At 65.1% G+C, this 16,537-nt stretch carries 17 protein-coding genes; 11 read left to right on the top strand and 6 right to left on the bottom strand.

Annotated features, from left to right (window positions below; translation table 11 throughout):
• The first annotated feature begins 225 nt into the window (after positions 1-225).
• Together ACR652_RS14820 and ACR652_RS14815 are read left to right on the top strand one after the other, a co-directional pair.
• Positions 226-741, top strand: a complete 516-nt coding sequence (locus ACR652_RS14820) for an ABC transporter permease (RefSeq protein WP_434507247.1) — start codon at positions 226-228, stop codon at positions 739-741.
• An 81-nt stretch (positions 742-822) separates the two neighbouring features.
• The gene (locus tag ACR652_RS14815) at positions 823-1,314 is read left to right on the top strand and encodes a hypothetical protein (RefSeq protein ID WP_434507246.1); all 492 of its coding nucleotides are present in this window, start codon (positions 823-825) and stop codon (positions 1,312-1,314) included.
• Positions 1,315-1,324: 10 nt separating this feature from the next.
• On the opposite strand, the gene ACR652_RS14810 is transcribed toward ACR652_RS14815, so the two are convergent.
• Both ACR652_RS14810 and ACR652_RS14805 read right to left on the bottom strand, forming a co-directional pair.
• Entirely contained in the window at positions 1,325-2,656 is a 1,332-nt protein-coding gene (locus ACR652_RS14810) for an erythromycin esterase family protein (RefSeq protein ID WP_434507245.1), read from the bottom strand.
• A gap of 57 nt (positions 2,657-2,713) precedes the next feature.
• Positions 2,714-4,000, bottom strand: coding sequence for a cystathionine gamma-synthase family protein (locus ACR652_RS14805; protein ID WP_434507279.1), 1,287 nt, complete (start codon positions 3,998-4,000; stop codon positions 2,714-2,716).
• Between the two features lie 177 nt (positions 4,001-4,177).
• Here ACR652_RS14805 and ACR652_RS14800 point away from each other — a divergent pair, with 177 nt between their 5' ends.
• Positions 4,178-5,266, top strand: a complete 1,089-nt coding sequence (locus tag ACR652_RS14800; RefSeq protein ID WP_434507244.1) for a hypothetical protein — start codon at positions 4,178-4,180, stop codon at positions 5,264-5,266.
• Here ACR652_RS14800 and ACR652_RS14795 read toward each other — a convergent pair whose 3' ends face one another.
• The 3 genes from ACR652_RS14795 to ACR652_RS14785 are packed head-to-tail and all read right to left on the bottom strand — an operon-like array spanning position 5,267 to position 8,924.
• Positions 5,267-6,577, bottom strand: coding sequence for a PP2C family protein-serine/threonine phosphatase (locus ACR652_RS14795; protein WP_434507243.1), 1,311 nt, complete (start codon positions 6,575-6,577; stop codon positions 5,267-5,269). It abuts the gene before it with no gap.
• A gap of 11 nt (positions 6,578-6,588) precedes the next feature.
• The gene (locus ACR652_RS14790; RefSeq protein WP_434507242.1) at positions 6,589-7,005 is read right to left on the bottom strand and encodes an ATP-binding protein; all 417 of its coding nucleotides are present in this window, start codon (positions 7,003-7,005) and stop codon (positions 6,589-6,591) included.
• Complete coding sequence (locus tag ACR652_RS14785; RefSeq protein WP_434507241.1) at positions 7,005-8,924, bottom strand: MFS transporter; 1,920 nt, start codon at positions 8,922-8,924, stop codon at positions 7,005-7,007. Before ACR652_RS14785 ends, ACR652_RS14790 begins: the two co-directional genes overlap by 1 nt.
• A gap of 118 nt (positions 8,925-9,042) precedes the next feature.
• Between ACR652_RS14785 and ACR652_RS14780 the strand changes: the two genes are divergently transcribed.
• The 6 genes from ACR652_RS14780 (at position 9,043) to ACR652_RS14755 (ending at position 15,157) form a co-directional block, all read left to right on the top strand.
• Positions 9,043-9,378 carry an STAS domain-containing protein gene (locus ACR652_RS14780; RefSeq protein ID WP_434507240.1) on the top strand — a complete coding sequence of 112 codons (336 nt, stop codon included), beginning with the start codon at positions 9,043-9,045 and terminating at the stop codon, positions 9,376-9,378.
• Positions 9,379-9,453: 75 nt separating this feature from the next.
• Positions 9,454-10,797, top strand: coding sequence for a nicotinate phosphoribosyltransferase (locus ACR652_RS14775; protein WP_434507239.1), 1,344 nt, complete (start codon positions 9,454-9,456; stop codon positions 10,795-10,797).
• Complete coding sequence (gene pncA, locus ACR652_RS14770; RefSeq protein WP_434507238.1) at positions 10,797-11,441, top strand: bifunctional nicotinamidase/pyrazinamidase; 645 nt, start codon at positions 10,797-10,799, stop codon at positions 11,439-11,441. The genes ACR652_RS14775 and pncA overlap by 1 nt, the downstream gene beginning before the upstream one ends.
• 240 nt (positions 11,442-11,681) lie before the next feature.
• Positions 11,682-12,875, top strand: a complete 1,194-nt coding sequence (locus ACR652_RS14765) for an SGNH/GDSL hydrolase family protein (RefSeq protein ID WP_434507237.1) — start codon at positions 11,682-11,684, stop codon at positions 12,873-12,875.
• 71 nt (positions 12,876-12,946) lie between these two features.
• A complete protein-coding gene (locus ACR652_RS14760) occupies positions 12,947-14,131 on the top strand; it encodes a hypothetical protein (RefSeq protein WP_434507236.1) in 1,185 nt (394 codons plus the stop codon).
• A gap of 96 nt (positions 14,132-14,227) precedes the next feature.
• Positions 14,228-15,157, top strand: a complete 930-nt coding sequence (locus tag ACR652_RS14755) for an NAD(P)/FAD-dependent oxidoreductase (protein ID WP_434507235.1) — start codon at positions 14,228-14,230, stop codon at positions 15,155-15,157.
• Here the strand turns inward: ACR652_RS14755 and ACR652_RS14750 are convergent.
• Positions 15,154-15,450 (bottom strand): SemiSWEET family sugar transporter, encoded by a 297-nt coding sequence (locus tag ACR652_RS14750; protein ID WP_434507234.1) that lies wholly within the window; start codon positions 15,448-15,450, stop codon positions 15,154-15,156. The genes ACR652_RS14755 and ACR652_RS14750 overlap by 4 nt on opposite strands.
• Positions 15,451-15,588: 138 nt before the next feature.
• Here ACR652_RS14750 and ACR652_RS14745 point away from each other — a divergent pair, with 138 nt between their 5' ends.
• Positions 15,589-16,074 carry a hypothetical protein gene (locus tag ACR652_RS14745; protein WP_434507233.1) on the top strand — a complete coding sequence of 162 codons (486 nt, stop codon included), beginning with the start codon at positions 15,589-15,591 and terminating at the stop codon, positions 16,072-16,074.
• Positions 16,075-16,280: 206 nt separating this feature from the next.
• Positions 16,281-16,537, top strand: a 257-nt coding sequence (locus ACR652_RS14740) for a hypothetical protein (protein ID WP_434507232.1), incomplete at its 3' end; no start/stop codon positions are given.

Here is a 16,537-nt window from a genome sequence, read left to right as displayed (position 1 = left end):
CCCGACACGAGAATCAGCCACAAAATCGCGCGCCATCCGGCGAGGCTGTGACGATCCACACCTTTTCGCAACGTGTTGAAAGCAGGCGTGAACACGCTCGCCCGGGCGCGTAGATAGCGTAACCTAAACCGTTATCCCTGTTGAGATTTTGCCGCAATCGTCCCCAATAAGGTTTCGTTGACAGACGCTCGACCAGCCCGGTTGATGTGATTGCGGGAGGCAAAAATGGACTCGCTCGATCTCGATCAAGTCGTCGATGAGATCATTCCGAGGGGAGAACAGAATTCAAAAGCGCTGCGGCCTGTAGACCTCGCCCTGCGTCCCACCCTTGGAAACGGAGCGGATGACGCCAATGCCGCGCTCGCGCTTGTCTCGGAGGCTGCTGAAGCAATTCGTAAGCTTGAAGAACAATCCGCCCAGGCCGTCGCCCGCGCGCACAACGCCGCGAACGCCGTGATGGAGAAGCTGGAGCGTACCGTTGAGCGCGCGGAGCGCGCCGAGTCGGCTTTGCGCGCGGCCGAGGCCGAGATCAACGAGCTCACCGCGAACGCCATGCAGGCGCACAAGGATCTCGAAATGCTGAGGTCCGTCCTGGCCGCCCGCGAAACCGATCTGGCTGCGATGGAGCAGCGCGCGATGGCCGCGGAAAAGCGCTCCGAGGAATCGAACGCCGCCATTCAGCGGATCGTCGGCGCCATTCGCACGCAGCTCCCCGTCTCGGGCGATATGGCGGCGGAATAGGCCGGTCCGCCTTCCTTGCAGCGACGCGCGCGGGCCATGACGGCTCCCGCGCGTCGCCGTGATGGCCAGACAGGGTAGCGCATGTCTCTCCACGGGTTCTTTCGCGACAGCCGGGAGCATGAACGCGCCTTCCATCAGGTCCGGATCGCCGCAAGCCAGAGCGTTCAGACCATCGTCGACAGCGTCCTGCATGACATGGCCGTGCTCGATTCCAAGAGCGCGGCCTTGCTGCAATTCATCTCGGTGGTTCTCGCCGCGCTGACCTTCGCCCTTGGCCTCGTCGATGAGCAGGCGCCCTTCGCGCATCTCGTTCGCGCCGGTATTTTCTGCTTCATGAGCGTCTTCGGCGTCGCCGCCTGGATCGATCTGCGATGCCTGCGCTCGCTCGGGCCGTCCCGCGCCTCGCAGGCGCCGTCGTCCGCGGACTTTGAAAACGAGATGCTGACCGAGATTTCGCGCCGCCGCGACAATTACCGCCTGGCGCTGCGCATCACCGAAGTCACGTTCACGCTTCTCGCGCTGTTCATTCTCCTCTGGGTGCTGCTCGCGCGGAGCGGGCGCCTCATCCTCTGATGGCGCCCGGTCATAATCCGAAGGGGTAAGTGTCGGGGGCGCCATGCGGGCGACCCACCGGCAGTGGCGTGACCGGCTTCGTTTCCTCAAACCAGACATAAGCGTCGAACTGTTCCGCCAGGACGGCCTCGAAATAATGGCTGAGCAGTTCGGTCTCCGGCCGGTAGACCACGCCAATGGCGCGCTCCAGCATCGGCTCGCTCAGCGCCTCGACCAGGGCGCGGCTACGCCGGTCGCGCCAGTCGGTCAGCGAGCGCGCCACTCCGGTTTTACGGAAAGCGTATTCGTAGCTGTCCTCCCGCGCTGGCGTGACCGTCTTGACCTCCATCGGACCGCCCCAGTCGGACGCCGCCGCGACAGCGCCGCGGTCCGTGCCGAAGCCGATCGCAACAGCATCATGGCCGAAGGCCGTTCGGCAGAGTTCGCCGATATTGAATTCGCCCGACCAGCCCATCGCCGTCGCGGCGGCGTCGCCAATATGCGAATTATGCGCCCAGACGACCGCCTTCGCGTCCGGGCCGCGATGCGCCATCACCGCCTTGAGCGTCGCGAACATGTGACGGTCGCGCAGGTTCCAGGACTCGCGCGCGCCGCGATACATCAGGCGATAATACTGCTCGGCGGCCTGAACGACGCGCGCGTTCTGGGCTGCGTCGAAAAACGCCTCGCCATCGTCACGCATGTATTCGAGCCGCTTCGCAAGCAGCCCGACGAGTTGCTCGATGGCTTTCTCCTCGCAGGAGTCCTGGCGTCCGCGAAGCACGGCGCGCCCATACTCCGCAGGCTCCTCCTGCCATGGCGTGAGGCAGGCGTAGCGTGAGCGCGCGACATGCGCCATCTGCGGATCGACGCGCTCGAGATAGCCGACGACGGCGGCGATGGACGCGCCGAGGCTGTAGACGTCGAGTCCGTGAAAGGAGGCGCGGCGCTCGGCGGGCAGTTTGGCGTTGTGGCCGCGCAGCCAATCGAGACAGTCCATCACTTCGACATTGCGCCACATCCAGGTGGGAAAGCGCGAGAACGCGTCGCCGCCGCGCGGGCTGGCCGCGTGATGGCGGACGTAACCATCTATGCGCGCGGCGTCCGGCCAATCCGCCTCCACCGCGACGATGGTGAAGCCATGCCTGGCGATCAGCGTCTGCGTGATGGCGGCGCGCGCCCGATAGAATTCGGACGTGCCATGCGTCGCCTCGCCGAGCAGGACGACGCGCGCATTCGCGAAGCGCTCGAAGAAGCGTCCGAACGCCTCGGCCTGCTCGGGCGGCGGCAGGGACTCGCTCTCCGCGCCGAGCGCATGAGTGATGGCGGCGCGGACATGCTCACGATCCAGTGCGACGACCATGGACGGCTCCTGTTGCGACGTGCACGGATCATTTAGGGCGGCCGCGACAGCGAAGCCTCACGGGGATGGTTCGAACGCCTGCCCAATATCGGCGATGAGATCATCCGGGTGCTCGATTCCGATCGACATGCGGATGAGAGCTGGCGTGATGCCGATTTCCCGGCGCGCGTCCTCGGTCAATCCGGAATGCACCGTCGTGGCGGGATGGCAGATGAGAGACTCGGTGCCGCCGAGACTGACCGCCAGCTTGAAGATCTGGAGACGGTTGAGAAAGGCGAAGGCTTCCGCCTCGCCGCCCTTGACCTCGAAAGAGAACGTCGAGCCCGCCGACATGGACTGCCGCGCCATGAGCGCACGCGCGGGATGATCCTGCGGAAGCAGGGGCGGGTAATGCACGCGGCTGACGTTCGGATGCTGCGAGAGGAAGCGCGCGACGACATCGGCGTTGCTCGCCGCGCGCGCCATGCGCAGCGACAGGGTTTCGAGAGAGCGGGTGAGCATCCAGCAGGAATGCGGATCGAGCTGCGTGCCGATGGCGCTGCGCATGGCGCGTATGGGCTTGAGGCGCGCCGCCGAGCCGACGACGGCGCCGCCGATGAGATCGCTGTGGCCGCCGACATATTTGGTGAGCGAGTAGAGCGACAGGTCCGCGCCATGCGCGAGCGGCGACTGAAAGACGGGGCCAAGCAGCGTGTTGTCGCAGCAGACGAGCGGACGCTCGCCCTGCCGCGCGCCAATCTCTTCCGCGATCTTTCGCACAAGGGCGATGTCCACGAGACTGTTCATCGGATTGGAGGGCGTCTCGATGAAGATCATCGCGACGCGTCCCGCCTCCTGCGCGCGCGCCGCCGCAGCGCGGATGTTGGCCCCGTCGAGACCGTCGGTGAAACCCACGCCCTTGACGCCGAGCGGCGCCAGCGTGCGCGCGATGAGAACCTCGGTGCCGCCGTAAAGCGGCCTGCTGTGGAGAACCGTCTCGCCGGGACGGACAGATGTCAGCATCGTCGTCGCGATGGCCGCCATGCCCGAGGCGAACACCAGACCCGCCTCAGCCTTCTCGTGAATGGCGAGCCGGTCCTCGACGATTTCGAGATTTGGGTGATTGAAGCGCGAATAGACAAGACCCGGCGGCGCGTCGGCCGGGGTCGGTTGACGACCCGCCATGTAATCGAAAAAGTCGCGCCCCTGTTCCGCCGTCTTGAAGACGAAGGTCGAGGTCAGGAAAACCGGCGGCTTGACCGAGCCCTCGGAAAGGGACGGATCATAGCCGTAGCTCAACATCAGCGTCTCGGGCGCAAGCTCGCGCGCGCCGATTTTCGACTTGTGGTAGCGGATGGTCGTCATCATCCAATCCTTTCAGGCTCGATGCCGCCTTTTCTGGGATAAATAGCGCCGCATCCGCCGGGACCATTCGCCGGCGCGGGGCCTTGTAGGCGTAGACTTGTCCACGGAGCGGAATTGGGGCAGTTTCCCGCCGGAATCGGCGGGTTTCGGGGAACGCCGCCTTTCAAGAGAGTCTGAATGCAGAAGACCAACGCATCGCGCCGCGTGAAAATCGCGGCATTTGCTTTCAGCGCGGCGCTGTTTGGCGCGGCGCTCGTCGGGCTCGACATGGCGATTTCGGCGCTCGCGCCGACGGGCGTCAACGAAACCGATCCGAAGCTCGGCTGGCGACTGAAACGGAACGTGACCTACCATCGCGGCAAGACGACCTTCTCGGGCCGCAAGTTCGACGTCACCCTGACCACGGACGAATATGGAACGCGGACCTTCGGGACGAACCGCAATGCGCCGGTGCGAATCCTCGTTCTCGGCGATTCCTATACGGGCGAGCCCTATGCCTCGAATGATCAGATGTGGTTCGCCGCCTTCGCCAGGCGGCTCGCCGCGCTGACCGGCCGGCCTCTTGACGACATCTACGTGGTTGCGGCGGCGTCGGGCGGGTACGGCACCTTGCAGAGCCTGCTTCTGTCGCAGGAGGTAAAGGAGGCCTACACGCCGACCCTGCTCGTTCATCAGTTCTGCGACAATGACTTCGGCAACAACAGTTTCGAGATGGAGCAGAAATCCGTGGTCCTGAACCAGTGGATGCTGCGGCCCTATCTCGCCAAGGATCGCGAAACGATTGTCTGGCGCGAGGGCGCGCTGGCGCGGCTATATCGCGCGATGCTGTATCGGTCGGCGCTTTTCGGCGTGTTCGACCGGGCGCTTCAGGTCTCGCTGTCCAACTCTTACGGCGGCTTCCTGATGATTCCGAAAAACGATATGGACACCTATCTGAAGACCGTGCGGGCGGTGACCTATGACCCTGACGCCATCGATCTGACCCGCTTCCTGCTGGGGAAGATCAGAAACACATTCCCTTCCGTTCCCGCCGTTCTCTTCGACTGTCCCATCGAACCGTCGTCCCTCAACAGGATCTGGGTCGATGTCGCGAAAGACGCTGGCTTCATTCCGATCACCGCGCCCTCGGACGCGCTCCTCGAGGCGAAGAACCGCCAAGAGTTCGACCTGTTCGCCACGGATGGGGCGCATCTCTCGGACACGGGCAATGAACTCATGGGCGGCATTCTCGCAGAGCAGGTCAAGGCGCTCGGCCTTCTCCCGTGATCATGAATCGCTTGGCTTTCGCTCCATGACGAGACAGCCGATGTCATCCGCCTGCTCGACGCCCCCGACGAAGTCGTCCACGGTCGCCACCAGCGCCGTGAGCAGTTGAGACGGCGGCATGTGCGCAGCCCTTTCCACGGCTTCGACGAAACGGGCGTCGCCAAATTCCTCCATGGCGGCGTTCATCGCTTCGGTCACGCCGTCGGTGATGAGAATGAGCTTGTCGCCGGGATCGAGCCGGCAGGCGGCCGCGCGCGAGACGCAGTCGGCGTCGATCCCGAGCGGCAGGCCCGTTGACGCGAGGCGGCGCGGCGCGCCCTGCGCCGACAGATGCACGGGCGCGACATGGCCGCAATTGACGTAGCGCAGCTCGCCGCTGCGCAAATCCAGCACGCCGAAAAAGACAGTGGCGAACATGGCGGCGTCATTGTCCTCGCACAGCAGCCGGTTGGCGCGGTTGACCGCGTCCCCCACATCCTGCTGATCGCGCCCGATCGTGCGCAGCAAGGTGACGACAATCGCGGCGAAGAGACTCGCGGGTGGCCCCTTTCCGCAGACGTCGCCAATGGCGAGCGCCAGACGGTTGTCGTCGATTCTGAAGAAATCATAGAAATCCCCGCCGACCTCCCGCGTCGGGCGAATTTTGCCGGCGATTTCGATGTCGCGTCGCGTCTTGTTGAGGGCGGTTTCTTTCGGAAGGAAGGATTGCTGAATAAGGGCGGCGCTCGCCATTTCATCCTGCTGGCGGCGCTTGACGACGATCTCATTGGCGAAACGGCGGAAGGCGCTCGCGAAGGCCGCCAGCGCGGGCGGCGGATTGTCGAGATCCGCGAGGATGCGGCTGTCGAATTCGCGCTTTTCGAGAGCGGCGAGGGCGTCCGAATACAGGGCGAGCGCTTCATTCACGGAAGCGATCTGACGACCGAGCTGCTCGAGCGCCGCCAGAAGAATCTTCGGCGACGCGACGCCAAGCTCCAGAAGCTGCGCGCGGCGAATCTCGAAGAGCCGCGCGGGGGTCGCCGCCCTGATGCTGGCCGTGCGGGGAAGCCCCGCGAACGCGCCGATCTCGCCGATCAGACGGGGCGCCTGCAAGGTCGCGAGCGGCGTCGCGCCATAGGCGGTCTCGGCGTAAACCTGCACGGAGCCCTCGTCGAGAAAAAAGGCGCTATCGGCTGTTTCGCCCTGCCGAACGAGCAGCGCGTCGGGCGCGAGCTCGATCATTCGGGCCGAGGGCAGGAGCGCGCGGATGGCCTCGTCGAGTCCGGTTTCGACTTGGGCGGCAGGCGCCGCGTGGCTTTGTTCGTCTGTCATGGAAGTCGTCGTCACGGTGTGAAATCGAGCGTGACGACATTGCGGTCGTCGACGCGCTGATAGCTGGCGGCCTCGGCGAAGCGCCGCACGAGTTCGAGCCCCCAGCCGCCCGGCGCCGCGGAGTCGACCGTTTCATCGAGGGTCCGGTGCGGCGCGTCCACCACGTTGAAGGCGGCGCCGTCGTCGCTGATCTTCAGGCGAAGGCGTTCCGGGAGGGCTTCGAGCGCCACGACGGCCGCGAGCGGCTCGCGCCCGCCATGGGTGAGGGCGTTGAGAAGCAATTCCTCCGCGCAGAGTTGCGCGCGGAATGACTGGCGCTCGGTCGCGCCAATCTCCGTCATTTGCGCGGCGATCCAGGCGACCGCCTCCTGCACGGTCGCGCGGGTCAGCGCGAATGCGGGGCGCCTGATCGTCTGCGCCTCGATCATCAGGCGTCTCCGGCCTCGGCGTCGTCGCCGATGAGCAGCGCCATCAGCAGGGAGACGGCGCCCGCGACCATCAGATAGTACGAGGGCGCGAGCGGGTTTCCGGTGATCTTGATGAGAAACACGGCGACCATCGGCACCGTGCCGCCAAACACAGATTGCGCAAGATTATAGCCGACGGACAGACCCGAACATCTGACATGTTTGGGAAAGGCCTCGACGAGAAACGCGGGGCTCGCGCCATAGCAGGACATGAACAGCGCAAAGACGCACTGGCCGGCGAGCACCGCGGGCAGATGCGGCGTATTGATGAACCAGAACAGCGGCCAGGCCGAGAGCGCCAGGCCCGCCGCGCCGATGATCAGGACGGGCTTGCGGCCGATGCGGTCGGACAGCGCGCCGGCGAGAGGCGTCAGAATCAGCATGCAGAAGATGGCGAGGCTGTTGACGGTGAGCGCAGCCGAGGAAGACACATGCTGCTGCTCCTTCAGCCATGTCGAAATATAGACGAAGCAGAGATAGAAGCCGACGCCATTGCCGAGGGTGAAGCCGACGACCTTGAGGATCGTGCGCCATTGCGTGCGGAAGGCTTCCCCCAACGGCGATTTGCGCGCGTCCTCGGTTTGCACGATCTTCTCGTCGGGCGGCAAACGGCGACGGATCAGGAAGACGACGAGGCCGATCATGAGGCCGCTGAAAAACGCGAGGCGCCAGCCCCATGTCGACGCCGCCTGTTCAGGCAGGAACGCAAGCAGCGTCGCGCCCACGGCGGACCCCAGCAGCAGGCCGCCAAGCGCGCCAAATGGCGCGAAGCTGCCGACGAAGCCGCGCCGGCTCGGCTGGGCCTCCTCCACGAGCAGAACCATGGAGGTCGTATACTCGCCGCCAACGGCGAGGCCCTGAGCGAGACGCAGAAGCACGAGCAGAATGGGCGCGGCGACGCCGATCTGCTGATAGGTGGGCAGGATCGCCATCAGCAGCGTCGGAATGATCATCAACACGACCGAGGCGACGACGGCCGCGCGCCGGCCGAGGCGATCGCCGATATGACCGAAGAGCAGACCGCCGAGCGGACGCGCGATGAAACCCACCGCGAAGACGCCGAAGGACGCGAGCAGCGAGGTGGAGGGATCATGCGCCGGGAAGAACTGCGAGCCGATAGCCGCGGCGAAGAAGCCATAGACCCCGAAATCGTACCATTCCATCACATTGCCCGCGAGGCCCGCGATCACGGTGCGCCTCTCCGCGGCGCGCGTTTCGACGTTCACGCGATGGGCGGTGCGCGCGATCTCTCCGCCGATGAGATCCATGCGCGCGATCTGCTCGATGCGCGGCTTGACGCGTCGCAGCTCCTTCGGCGCAAGAATGCGTTCGAAGACGAAGGAGGCGTCCGCGAGCGAGGTCAGCGCGACATCGACGGGGGAGGGGATGTCGTCATTGTAGAGCAGCGCGAGGATGCGCTTCTTCGCCTCCGGCCGTTCCTGCCCTTCGATGACCGGGTAGCGCCGCTCCTTGAGCACCCAGAGAAACGCATGATCGCTCTGACGCAAAACGCCGCGCGCACAGAGCGTGGAGAGCGCCGCTTTCCGCATGGCGGGCGCCAGCCGCGACAGGCGCGAAATCCAGTCCTGCGCGCTCAGGCGCCGCGGTTCGGCGGCGATCTCGGCCAGGGCGCGATCCAGCGACGCGTCGCCCGTGGGCGTCGCATCCACAGCGAACACGCCGTCGAGATCGGAGTCGATGCGGTTCCTGAGCGCCAGGTCCATCAGCGCCGCGCCGGCAATCCCGCAACTGAGATAGATCTCCGGCACGCTGTCGAACTCGCCGCCGCTGTCCTCGAGCGTCAGGAGCAGAAACTCCTCGATCAGGCTGATCTGCGGCAGGGTCTCGCCGCTCCTGGAGCGGTCTAAAGCTAGGCTCATGCCTGTTCCTCGAAGATATGCATCCCCGCTGGACGGCTGGCGGGGACTGGGGCTAAAGCTTGCGTGGCTGTGCGATCATAAAAGGCGGCCAGGCAACCGTCACTGAGGAAATGAGACAATGGACCTGACGCATGAAGTTTCGAACGGCTTGCTGGTCATCAGGCCGGGGAGCCGGATCGACAGCGGCACGGCCGGCGCCTTCGAGACGCGCTGTACGGCGCTCATCAGCGAGGGGCCCGCGAAGGTGATCGTTGATTTCTCGAATGTCGATTACATCAGCTCCGCAGGTCTGCGCGCCTTGCTGATCGCCGCGAAGAAAGCCAAGTCGCTGGGCGGCGCGCTGACCCTTTGCGGTCTGTCCGGCAGCGTTCGGGAGGTGATGGCGGTGAGCGGCTTCGATACGATCCTCGGCGCGCATGCGAGCGTTCCGGACGCGGCCGCCGCGCTCGGGTAAGCAACGGTCCCTGCAAATTCGGCCCGCCGGCGCCGGTGACGCGTTATCGTCCCGGAAGGATCGGAGGAGACCAGGATGGACCGCCCCGACAGCCCGCTGCTGACGGATCTCTATCAGCTCAAGATGGCCGAAGCTTATCTGGCGCAGGGGATGGCCGGAACGGCGGTCTTCGAATTCTTCGTGCGCCGCCTTCCGCCCACGCGCGGCTTTCTGTTGGCGGCGGGTCTCGAGCAGGCGCTCGCTTTTCTGGAATCCTTCGCCTTCTCGCAGGGTGATCTCGACTGGCTGGAGAGCGCGGGCGAATGCAGCCCGGCGCTTCTCGAACGGCTCGCGTCGCTGCGGTTTACGGGCGACGCGCACGCCATGCCCGAAGGCACGGCGTTTTTTCCCGACGAGCCGATCTTGCGGGTGACGGCGCCCATCATCGAAGCGCAACTCGTCGAGACGCGGCTGATCAATCTTTTACACTTTCAGACTCTGATCGCCTCCAAGGCGGCGCGGCACGTGCTGCTGGCGCAGGGCAGGCAGCTTGTCGATTTCGGTCTGCGCCGCGCCCATGGCGCCGGAGCAGGTCTGCTGGCGGCGCGGGCAAGTTATCTCGCCGGCTATGACGGCACGGCGACCGTGCTGGCGGGGAAGCTGTTCGGCGCGCCGCTGTTTGGAACGATGGCGCATTCCTTCATCCAGGCGTTCGACGACGAAACACGGGCCTTCGAGGCTTTCGCCGACGCCAATCCCGAGAATCTCGTCCTGCTTCTCGACACCTATGACACGGAGGCGGCCGCGCGGAAGCTCGTGACGCTGGCGCCCCGCCTGCTGGCGCGCGGCGTCAGGATAAAGGCTGTGCGGCTCGACAGCGGCGATCTCATCGCCCTGTCGCGGGCGGTGCGCGCGATTTTCGACGCGGGCGGCATGCGGGACGTTCGCATCCTTGTGAGCGGCGGCCTCGACGACGACGACATGAGCGCGATCGTGCGTTCCGGCGCGCCGGTGGACGGCTTCGGCGTCGGCACGAGTCTGACGACCTCCTTCGACGCGCCCGCGCTCGATTGCGCCTACAAGCTCCAGGACTATCAGGGCGCCCCACGCCGAAAGCGCTCCCCCGGCAAAGAGACGCTGCCGGGGCGCAAACAGGTCTGGCGCCGCTATGGCCCCGACGGCCGCATGAGCGGCGACCTCATTGCGCTCGCGCATGAGACCATCGCGGGCGAGCCGCTGTTGCAGCCTGTCATGCGCGCGGGAAAAAGAGTGAGCCCGCCGCCCACGATGCAGGAGTGCCGCGCGCGCGCCCGGGAAACCCTCGCGCGGCTTCCCGAGCCTCTGCGAAGGCTCGATCCGGGGGCGAGCTATGGCGTCGAGATTTCAGACGCTCTGCGCGCTCTGGCCGCGGAGGCGGACCGGCGCATGGGAGCGGGTTGATGGGCGCGCAGGCCCAGACATATGAGCGTGACGCGCTCCTCATCGTCGACGTGCAGAATGATTTTTGCCCCGGCGGCGCCCTTGCCGTTGCGGGCGGGGATGCGGTGATCCCGGCCATCAACAGGCTCGCGCGGGCGTTCCGTCATGTCATCCTCACTCAGGACTGGCACCCGCAGGGGCATGTTTCCTTTGCGTCGTCGCATGCCGGGAGCAGGCCGTTCGAGACGATCGACGTCGCCTATGGCCGGCAGACGCTCTGGCCGGATCATTGCGTTCAGGGGAGCGACGGCGCCGATTTTCATCCGCGCCTGTCCGCTCCGAACGCGGAGCTCATCCTGCGCAAGGGGTTCCGGCGGGAGATCGACTCCTACTCGGCGTTTTTCGAGAATGATCGCGAGACGCCCACGGGTCTTGCAGGCTATCTGCGCGATCGCGGCCTGAGCCGTCTGTTCCTGGCCGGGCTGGCGCTGGATTTCTGCGTGCGCTTCTCGGCCGAGGACGCCGTTCGGCTCGGCTTCGAGGCGGTCGTCGTTGAAGACGCCTGCCGCGCGATCGACCGCGACAATTCTCTGGCCGAGACGCGCGCAAGCCTCGGCGCCCGTCAGGTCGCCTGGATCGCCAGCGACGCCATTCCTGGCTGCTAGGGACGCGCCCTGGCCATGTGGGCCCATGCCGTGGACCCATCGTTTCACTTTCAGGGAGCCTCTGTGGAGGGCGCGGGCGCCGCCCGCCGCTTGCGGGCGCGGCCCCGACGGCCCGGCTCGCGCAGGGGTCTTGAACTCAGTAGAATTGCAATTTGGGCGCCAATGAATTAGCAGTCGCGGCTGGTTTACGCAGGCGGCGAGGCCCGGTGGGGGCAGGCCGCGATCCGGGTTTGACGCTCCATGCTCGATTTTAAACGCCACCTCAAAGTAACAGGCGCGGTCTTCGTCGCCGCTGTTCTTGCATGGTTGGGTGCAGAGTTCATTCAGGCGAACCGTCATCTCGTTTTATACGAAATCACGCTTGTCTTTCTCTTGCTGTCTTATTTCGTCGTCGTGCTGCGCGGCGCCTGGCGCGATGTCGCGCTTGTTGGCGCCTCTCTGGCCTTCGGCCTCGTCGGCGTCGAGATTGTGCTGTGGCGTCTCAATAACTCGCCGACGACGTTTCGCGAAAAGGGGATGTGGGGAATCAAGGGCGAACTCGGTCTGAGCCCCATTCGCCCGGGCGTCATCCATGAAAAGAAGGTCGCGGCCAACGGCGACGTCATCTTCGACGTCGCCTATACGATCGAGCCGGATCTCTCGCGCAAGGTCGTTTCGCCGCAGACGGCGCCGCTGATCGCCTTTTTCGGCGATTCCTTCACCTATGGCGCCGGCGTCAATGATTCCGACACGCTGCCGCAGATCTTCGCGGATTTCACGAAGGGCGTCTATCACATCGTGAATCTCGGCGTGTCCGGCTATGGACCGCAGCAGATGTTGCGGGCGCTGGAAACCGATCTCTATCCGGTTCTGTCGCAAAATCCGCGGTTGTTCGTCATCCTGTCGGCGCCCTGGCACGCTTTCCGCACGTCCTGCAAGGCCGACAACGCCTGGTTTGGTCCGAGCTATGCGCTGGAGAATGGCGTTCCGGTTTACAAGGGCTCCTGCGCGTCGCGGCAGTCCACCTTCCGTCAGGGCTTGACGACGCTTCTGCGCTGGACCGAGGCCTATGACCATTTCATCGGCCGCCGGGAAAAGCCCGTCGAACCGACGGACATGGATCTCTATATTGCGATCCTCGCCAAATCGGCGGAACTCGCCCGCCAGAAATACGGCGTTTCGACCCTCGTTCTGTATCTCCCGGACGATCTGTCGACTCCGCGCTACCAGCTCGGACCGGGCGTGACCAACACCAGCATGATGAGCCGCCTGCGGGACAACGGGCTCGAGGTGATGGATCTCACCATCGATCTCAACGCCTACGCCGGCAAACAGCTCATCATTCCCGGCGACGGCCATCCGACCGGGCTTCTCAACCGCATCTGGGGCGAACGCCTGCGCGATTTCGTGGCCGCAAAGTTCGGCGCGTCCAACGCGGCCGCCGAGACAAGATGAGCGATCTCTGACGCCGCCGGACGTCTCGCGGCATTTTTATCCTTGCGCCGCTTTTCACAGCAGGTTCGAGCATGACACGGGCACTCCTTCTCAAAACAGCGGCGGCCATCCTCCTTGCCGGCCTCGCCATCTATGGCGTCCTCAATTTCGTGCAGCCGTCCCGCTACGTGGTGCTGCTCATTGTGGCGATCATCTTCGCGACCTGGGTCTACTTCATCGCGATCTTTCGCGGCCGCTGGCGGGACATCGCGCTGCTCTGCGCCACGCTCACCTTCGGTTTCGGGATCATCGAGGTTGTCTCGCTGCATCTCGGCGGCTTTGCGACGACCTACAAGGACCGTGGAAGCTGGGCGCGGGTCGGCGAGCTCGGCTGGCGGCCGGCGCGTCCCGGCCCCATTCACGAGAAGAAGATCGCGGCCAATGGCGAAGTTGTTTATGACGTCGTCAACACCATCGACGAGCATCTCACGCGCAAGGTCGACTCGGCGTCCGATGGGCCGATGGTGGCGTTCTTCGGCGACTCCATCACATTCGGCGCGGGTCTCAATGACAATGAGACCTTGCCGCAGGCCTTCGCCGACCTCACGGACCGCCAATTCCGGGTGCTCAATCTCGCGGTCACAGCCTATGGACCGCAGCAGTTCCTGCGCGCGCTCGAGATCGGCGAACATGACGCGCTGCTGAAAAAGGACCCGCGCCTGTTCATCATGCTGAGCGCGCCCTGGCACGCGGGCCGCAGCGCCTGCAAGGAGCGCAATCAGTGGTATGCGCCGCGCTATGTGATGCAGGACGGCGCCCTGGTCTATCGCGGCGCCTGTTCCGAGGCGGCGTCCGGCCTCTTCGGCGCCGCCCGCGCCCTGCTGCGCTCGACAGAGATGTTCCACTATTTCTTCGAATCGCGCGAGCCGCCGATCGACGAGGCGGATGTGGATCTCTATGTCGCGGTGCTGGGCAGGGCCGGCGAGGTGGCGCGTCAGAAATATGGCGTCCCGACGCTGATCATGTATCTGCCGGACAATGTCTCCACCGACCGTTATCGCCTCGGTCCCGCCTATGGCAATGAGCAGATCATGCAGAAGCTGCGCAACGCGGGGCTGCATGTGGCGGAGGCGAGGCTCGTCGATCCCGCCGCTTACCCCGGACGGCCGCTGTTCATCCCCGGCGACGGCCATCCCACGGGGCTGATGGACCGCATCTGGGCCGAGCAGATCAGGGATATTGTGATGACGGAGTTCGGCGCCGCCTCCTGGCGGTGAGGGGGATTTTCGGGCCAGGGAGAAACATCCGGCTGCGTCGGGCCGTTGTGGCGGCGGGGACCGTCGTTGGACGCGTCCCGGAGGCGAGCGACGCCAGTGGCCGAGGTATGGGACGCAGTCATCATCGGAGCAGGCCCCGCCGGGCTCAGCGCGGCGCTATATCTCGCGCGCTTCCAGCGATCGACGCTCGTTCTTCACGATGGCGCCAGTCGCGCCGCGCACATACCGCTCTCCCACAATGTGCCGGGCTATCCAGAGGGCGTCTCAGGCGAACGGCTGCTGGCGACGATGACTCGCCACGCCGCCACATATGGCGCCGCTCTGGTGAAGGCGCATGTCGAAAGCGCGTCCATCTGCGACCGCAGCTTCGCGAGTGTCGCGGATGACGGGCGGCGCTGGCTGTCCCGCACGCTGCTCCTCGCGACGGGCGTCGAGATGAACGAAATCGAGCTGGACGCCGGCGATCATGACTGCGCGATCGCCGAGGGCGTCGTGCGCTACTGCCCGATTTGCGATGGATACGAGCATATCGGCGAGCGCATCGCGGTGATCGGCTGCGACGCGCAGGGGGCGGGGGAGGCCCTGTTCCTGCGCCAATATTCCGAGAGCGTCACGCTGATCCCGAGACGTTACGCGGACCTCTCCCCAGACACTCTGCAACAGCTCTTGCAGGCGGGCGTGACTGTGATCGACGCGCCTGTCGAGCAGCTCGTTCAGGGCAGAGCCTGCGTGCGGCTGCGCCTCAAGGGCTGCGCGGAGACTTTGCGCTTCGATGTCGTCTATCCCGCGCTGGGGCTGCGCCCGCGCGCGAAACTTGCCGTGGATCTGGGTCTGTCTCCAGACGGCGACGGCAATCTAGCCGCGGAGGCGATCTTCGGAACCGCGGTTCCCGGACTTTACGCCGCGGGCGACGTCGTCGCTGGGCTCGACCAGATCAGCGTCGCCATGGGCCATGGCGCCATCGCGGCGACGCGCGCGCATAATTGGCTGCGCGACAGGGATGGCCAGACGCTGAAAGGACACTAGCGCTCCGGATCGAGCGTGTCGGCGACGGCGTCCTTCTTCTGTTGGGGAAGATGTTTCATGGTCAGAATGAAGGCGGCCAGAACCAGACAGATCGCGTTCGGCAGGATCAAGGCCCAGTCGCGGCGCAGCCAGCCATAAGACGTCCAGAGCAGAAAGGCGGCGACCGTCAGCACGTACATTTTCGCGGAAATCGCCGAGGTGTCGCGCGTGCGGATGATCTTCCAGGCCTGCGGCGCAAAGCTTGCGGTGGAGCAGGCCGCGGCCGCGGCGCCGATATAATCCGCCACAGTCATGTCGCTTTCTCTCGGCGTCCGTCGACCTGAACGGCGAAGTGGCCGCGCTGTTCCGCAGCGCGTTGTGAGCCAACCCCGGAACCACGAAGGGTCACGTCAGTTCTGGTCAGGGGATGACCTCGGGAAGGCAGGTGGCATATGGAACGTCGAGCCATTCAGGAGCTTGCCCGTACGGCACGCGTTTATGGACCCGAATACGCAGAATGGGCGGTGCGCCGGCGTCGACTGGAGCGGCTGGCGGACCTTCTGGAGTCGAGGGACGAGCCGGTCAGGCTGTTTTCGACGATGGAATGCTACTCCAGGAAAGAACGCCTCGCGCTTCGGCTCGAGCGCTCGCCGCTCGCCCACGCCTACCACGACGCCCAGTTTCGCCGTGACGGCTTGCGCGGGGACAGCGTCGGGGAGGGGATGGCCTTCTTTAATCTGTCGATGCGGGAGGCGCATTCCCTGCTGTGCGACTGCGGCTATGGCGGGCTCGCGCTGTTTCGCACGCCGCTGTCGCGGCTGGTCGCGCAGCGCGCGCGCAAGCTCGCAGCCAAGCGCTGCATGACTGAGTGGCGCCATCTCATCCAGGACTGGGTCGACACGGCGGCGACGCGGCTCCATCTCCGCGCTTCGGCCTAGCTTCGCAGTCCTTGATAAACATCAGTTGAAGAGCCTTCGGAGTCGCCTCCGGAGGCTATTTTCGTTGAGGGGGGTGGTTGCGTGTTGACATCCCGAGCGGATGGGTGTCTGCACGCTCTGGTTTTTTGATGGAAAGTACCTTAAGAAAGCCGCGGTTCCGTCAAGCGGCCACAAAACAAAAACCCCATCTTCGGGAGGGAAAGCTTATGCGAAAGCTGTTGCTGTCGGCTTCAGTGGGTATCCTTGCTCTGGTGACCTCGGGTGCGTCCAATGCCCAAACGTGGCAGCTCTCGCCTGAGCAGGCCCAGAAATGGGGCTCCGGCGCCGCTCCCGCTGCGCCGTCGGCTCCCGCGGCGACGGCCCCTGCGGCTGCGCCGGTCGCGGCGGCTTCGAACGACGAGCTGCTGACGCTGTCGAAGGACCCCAAGCAGTGGGTCTCGCCGACCGGCGACTATTATAATCA

This window comes from Methylocystis sp. (assembly GCF_051061225.1).
In the GTDB taxonomy this organism is placed as follows: Bacteria; Pseudomonadota; Alphaproteobacteria; order Rhizobiales; family Beijerinckiaceae; genus Methylocystis.
Note: the sequence above shows the minus strand (reverse complement) of the source record. Positions and strands in the feature narration are given on the sequence as shown.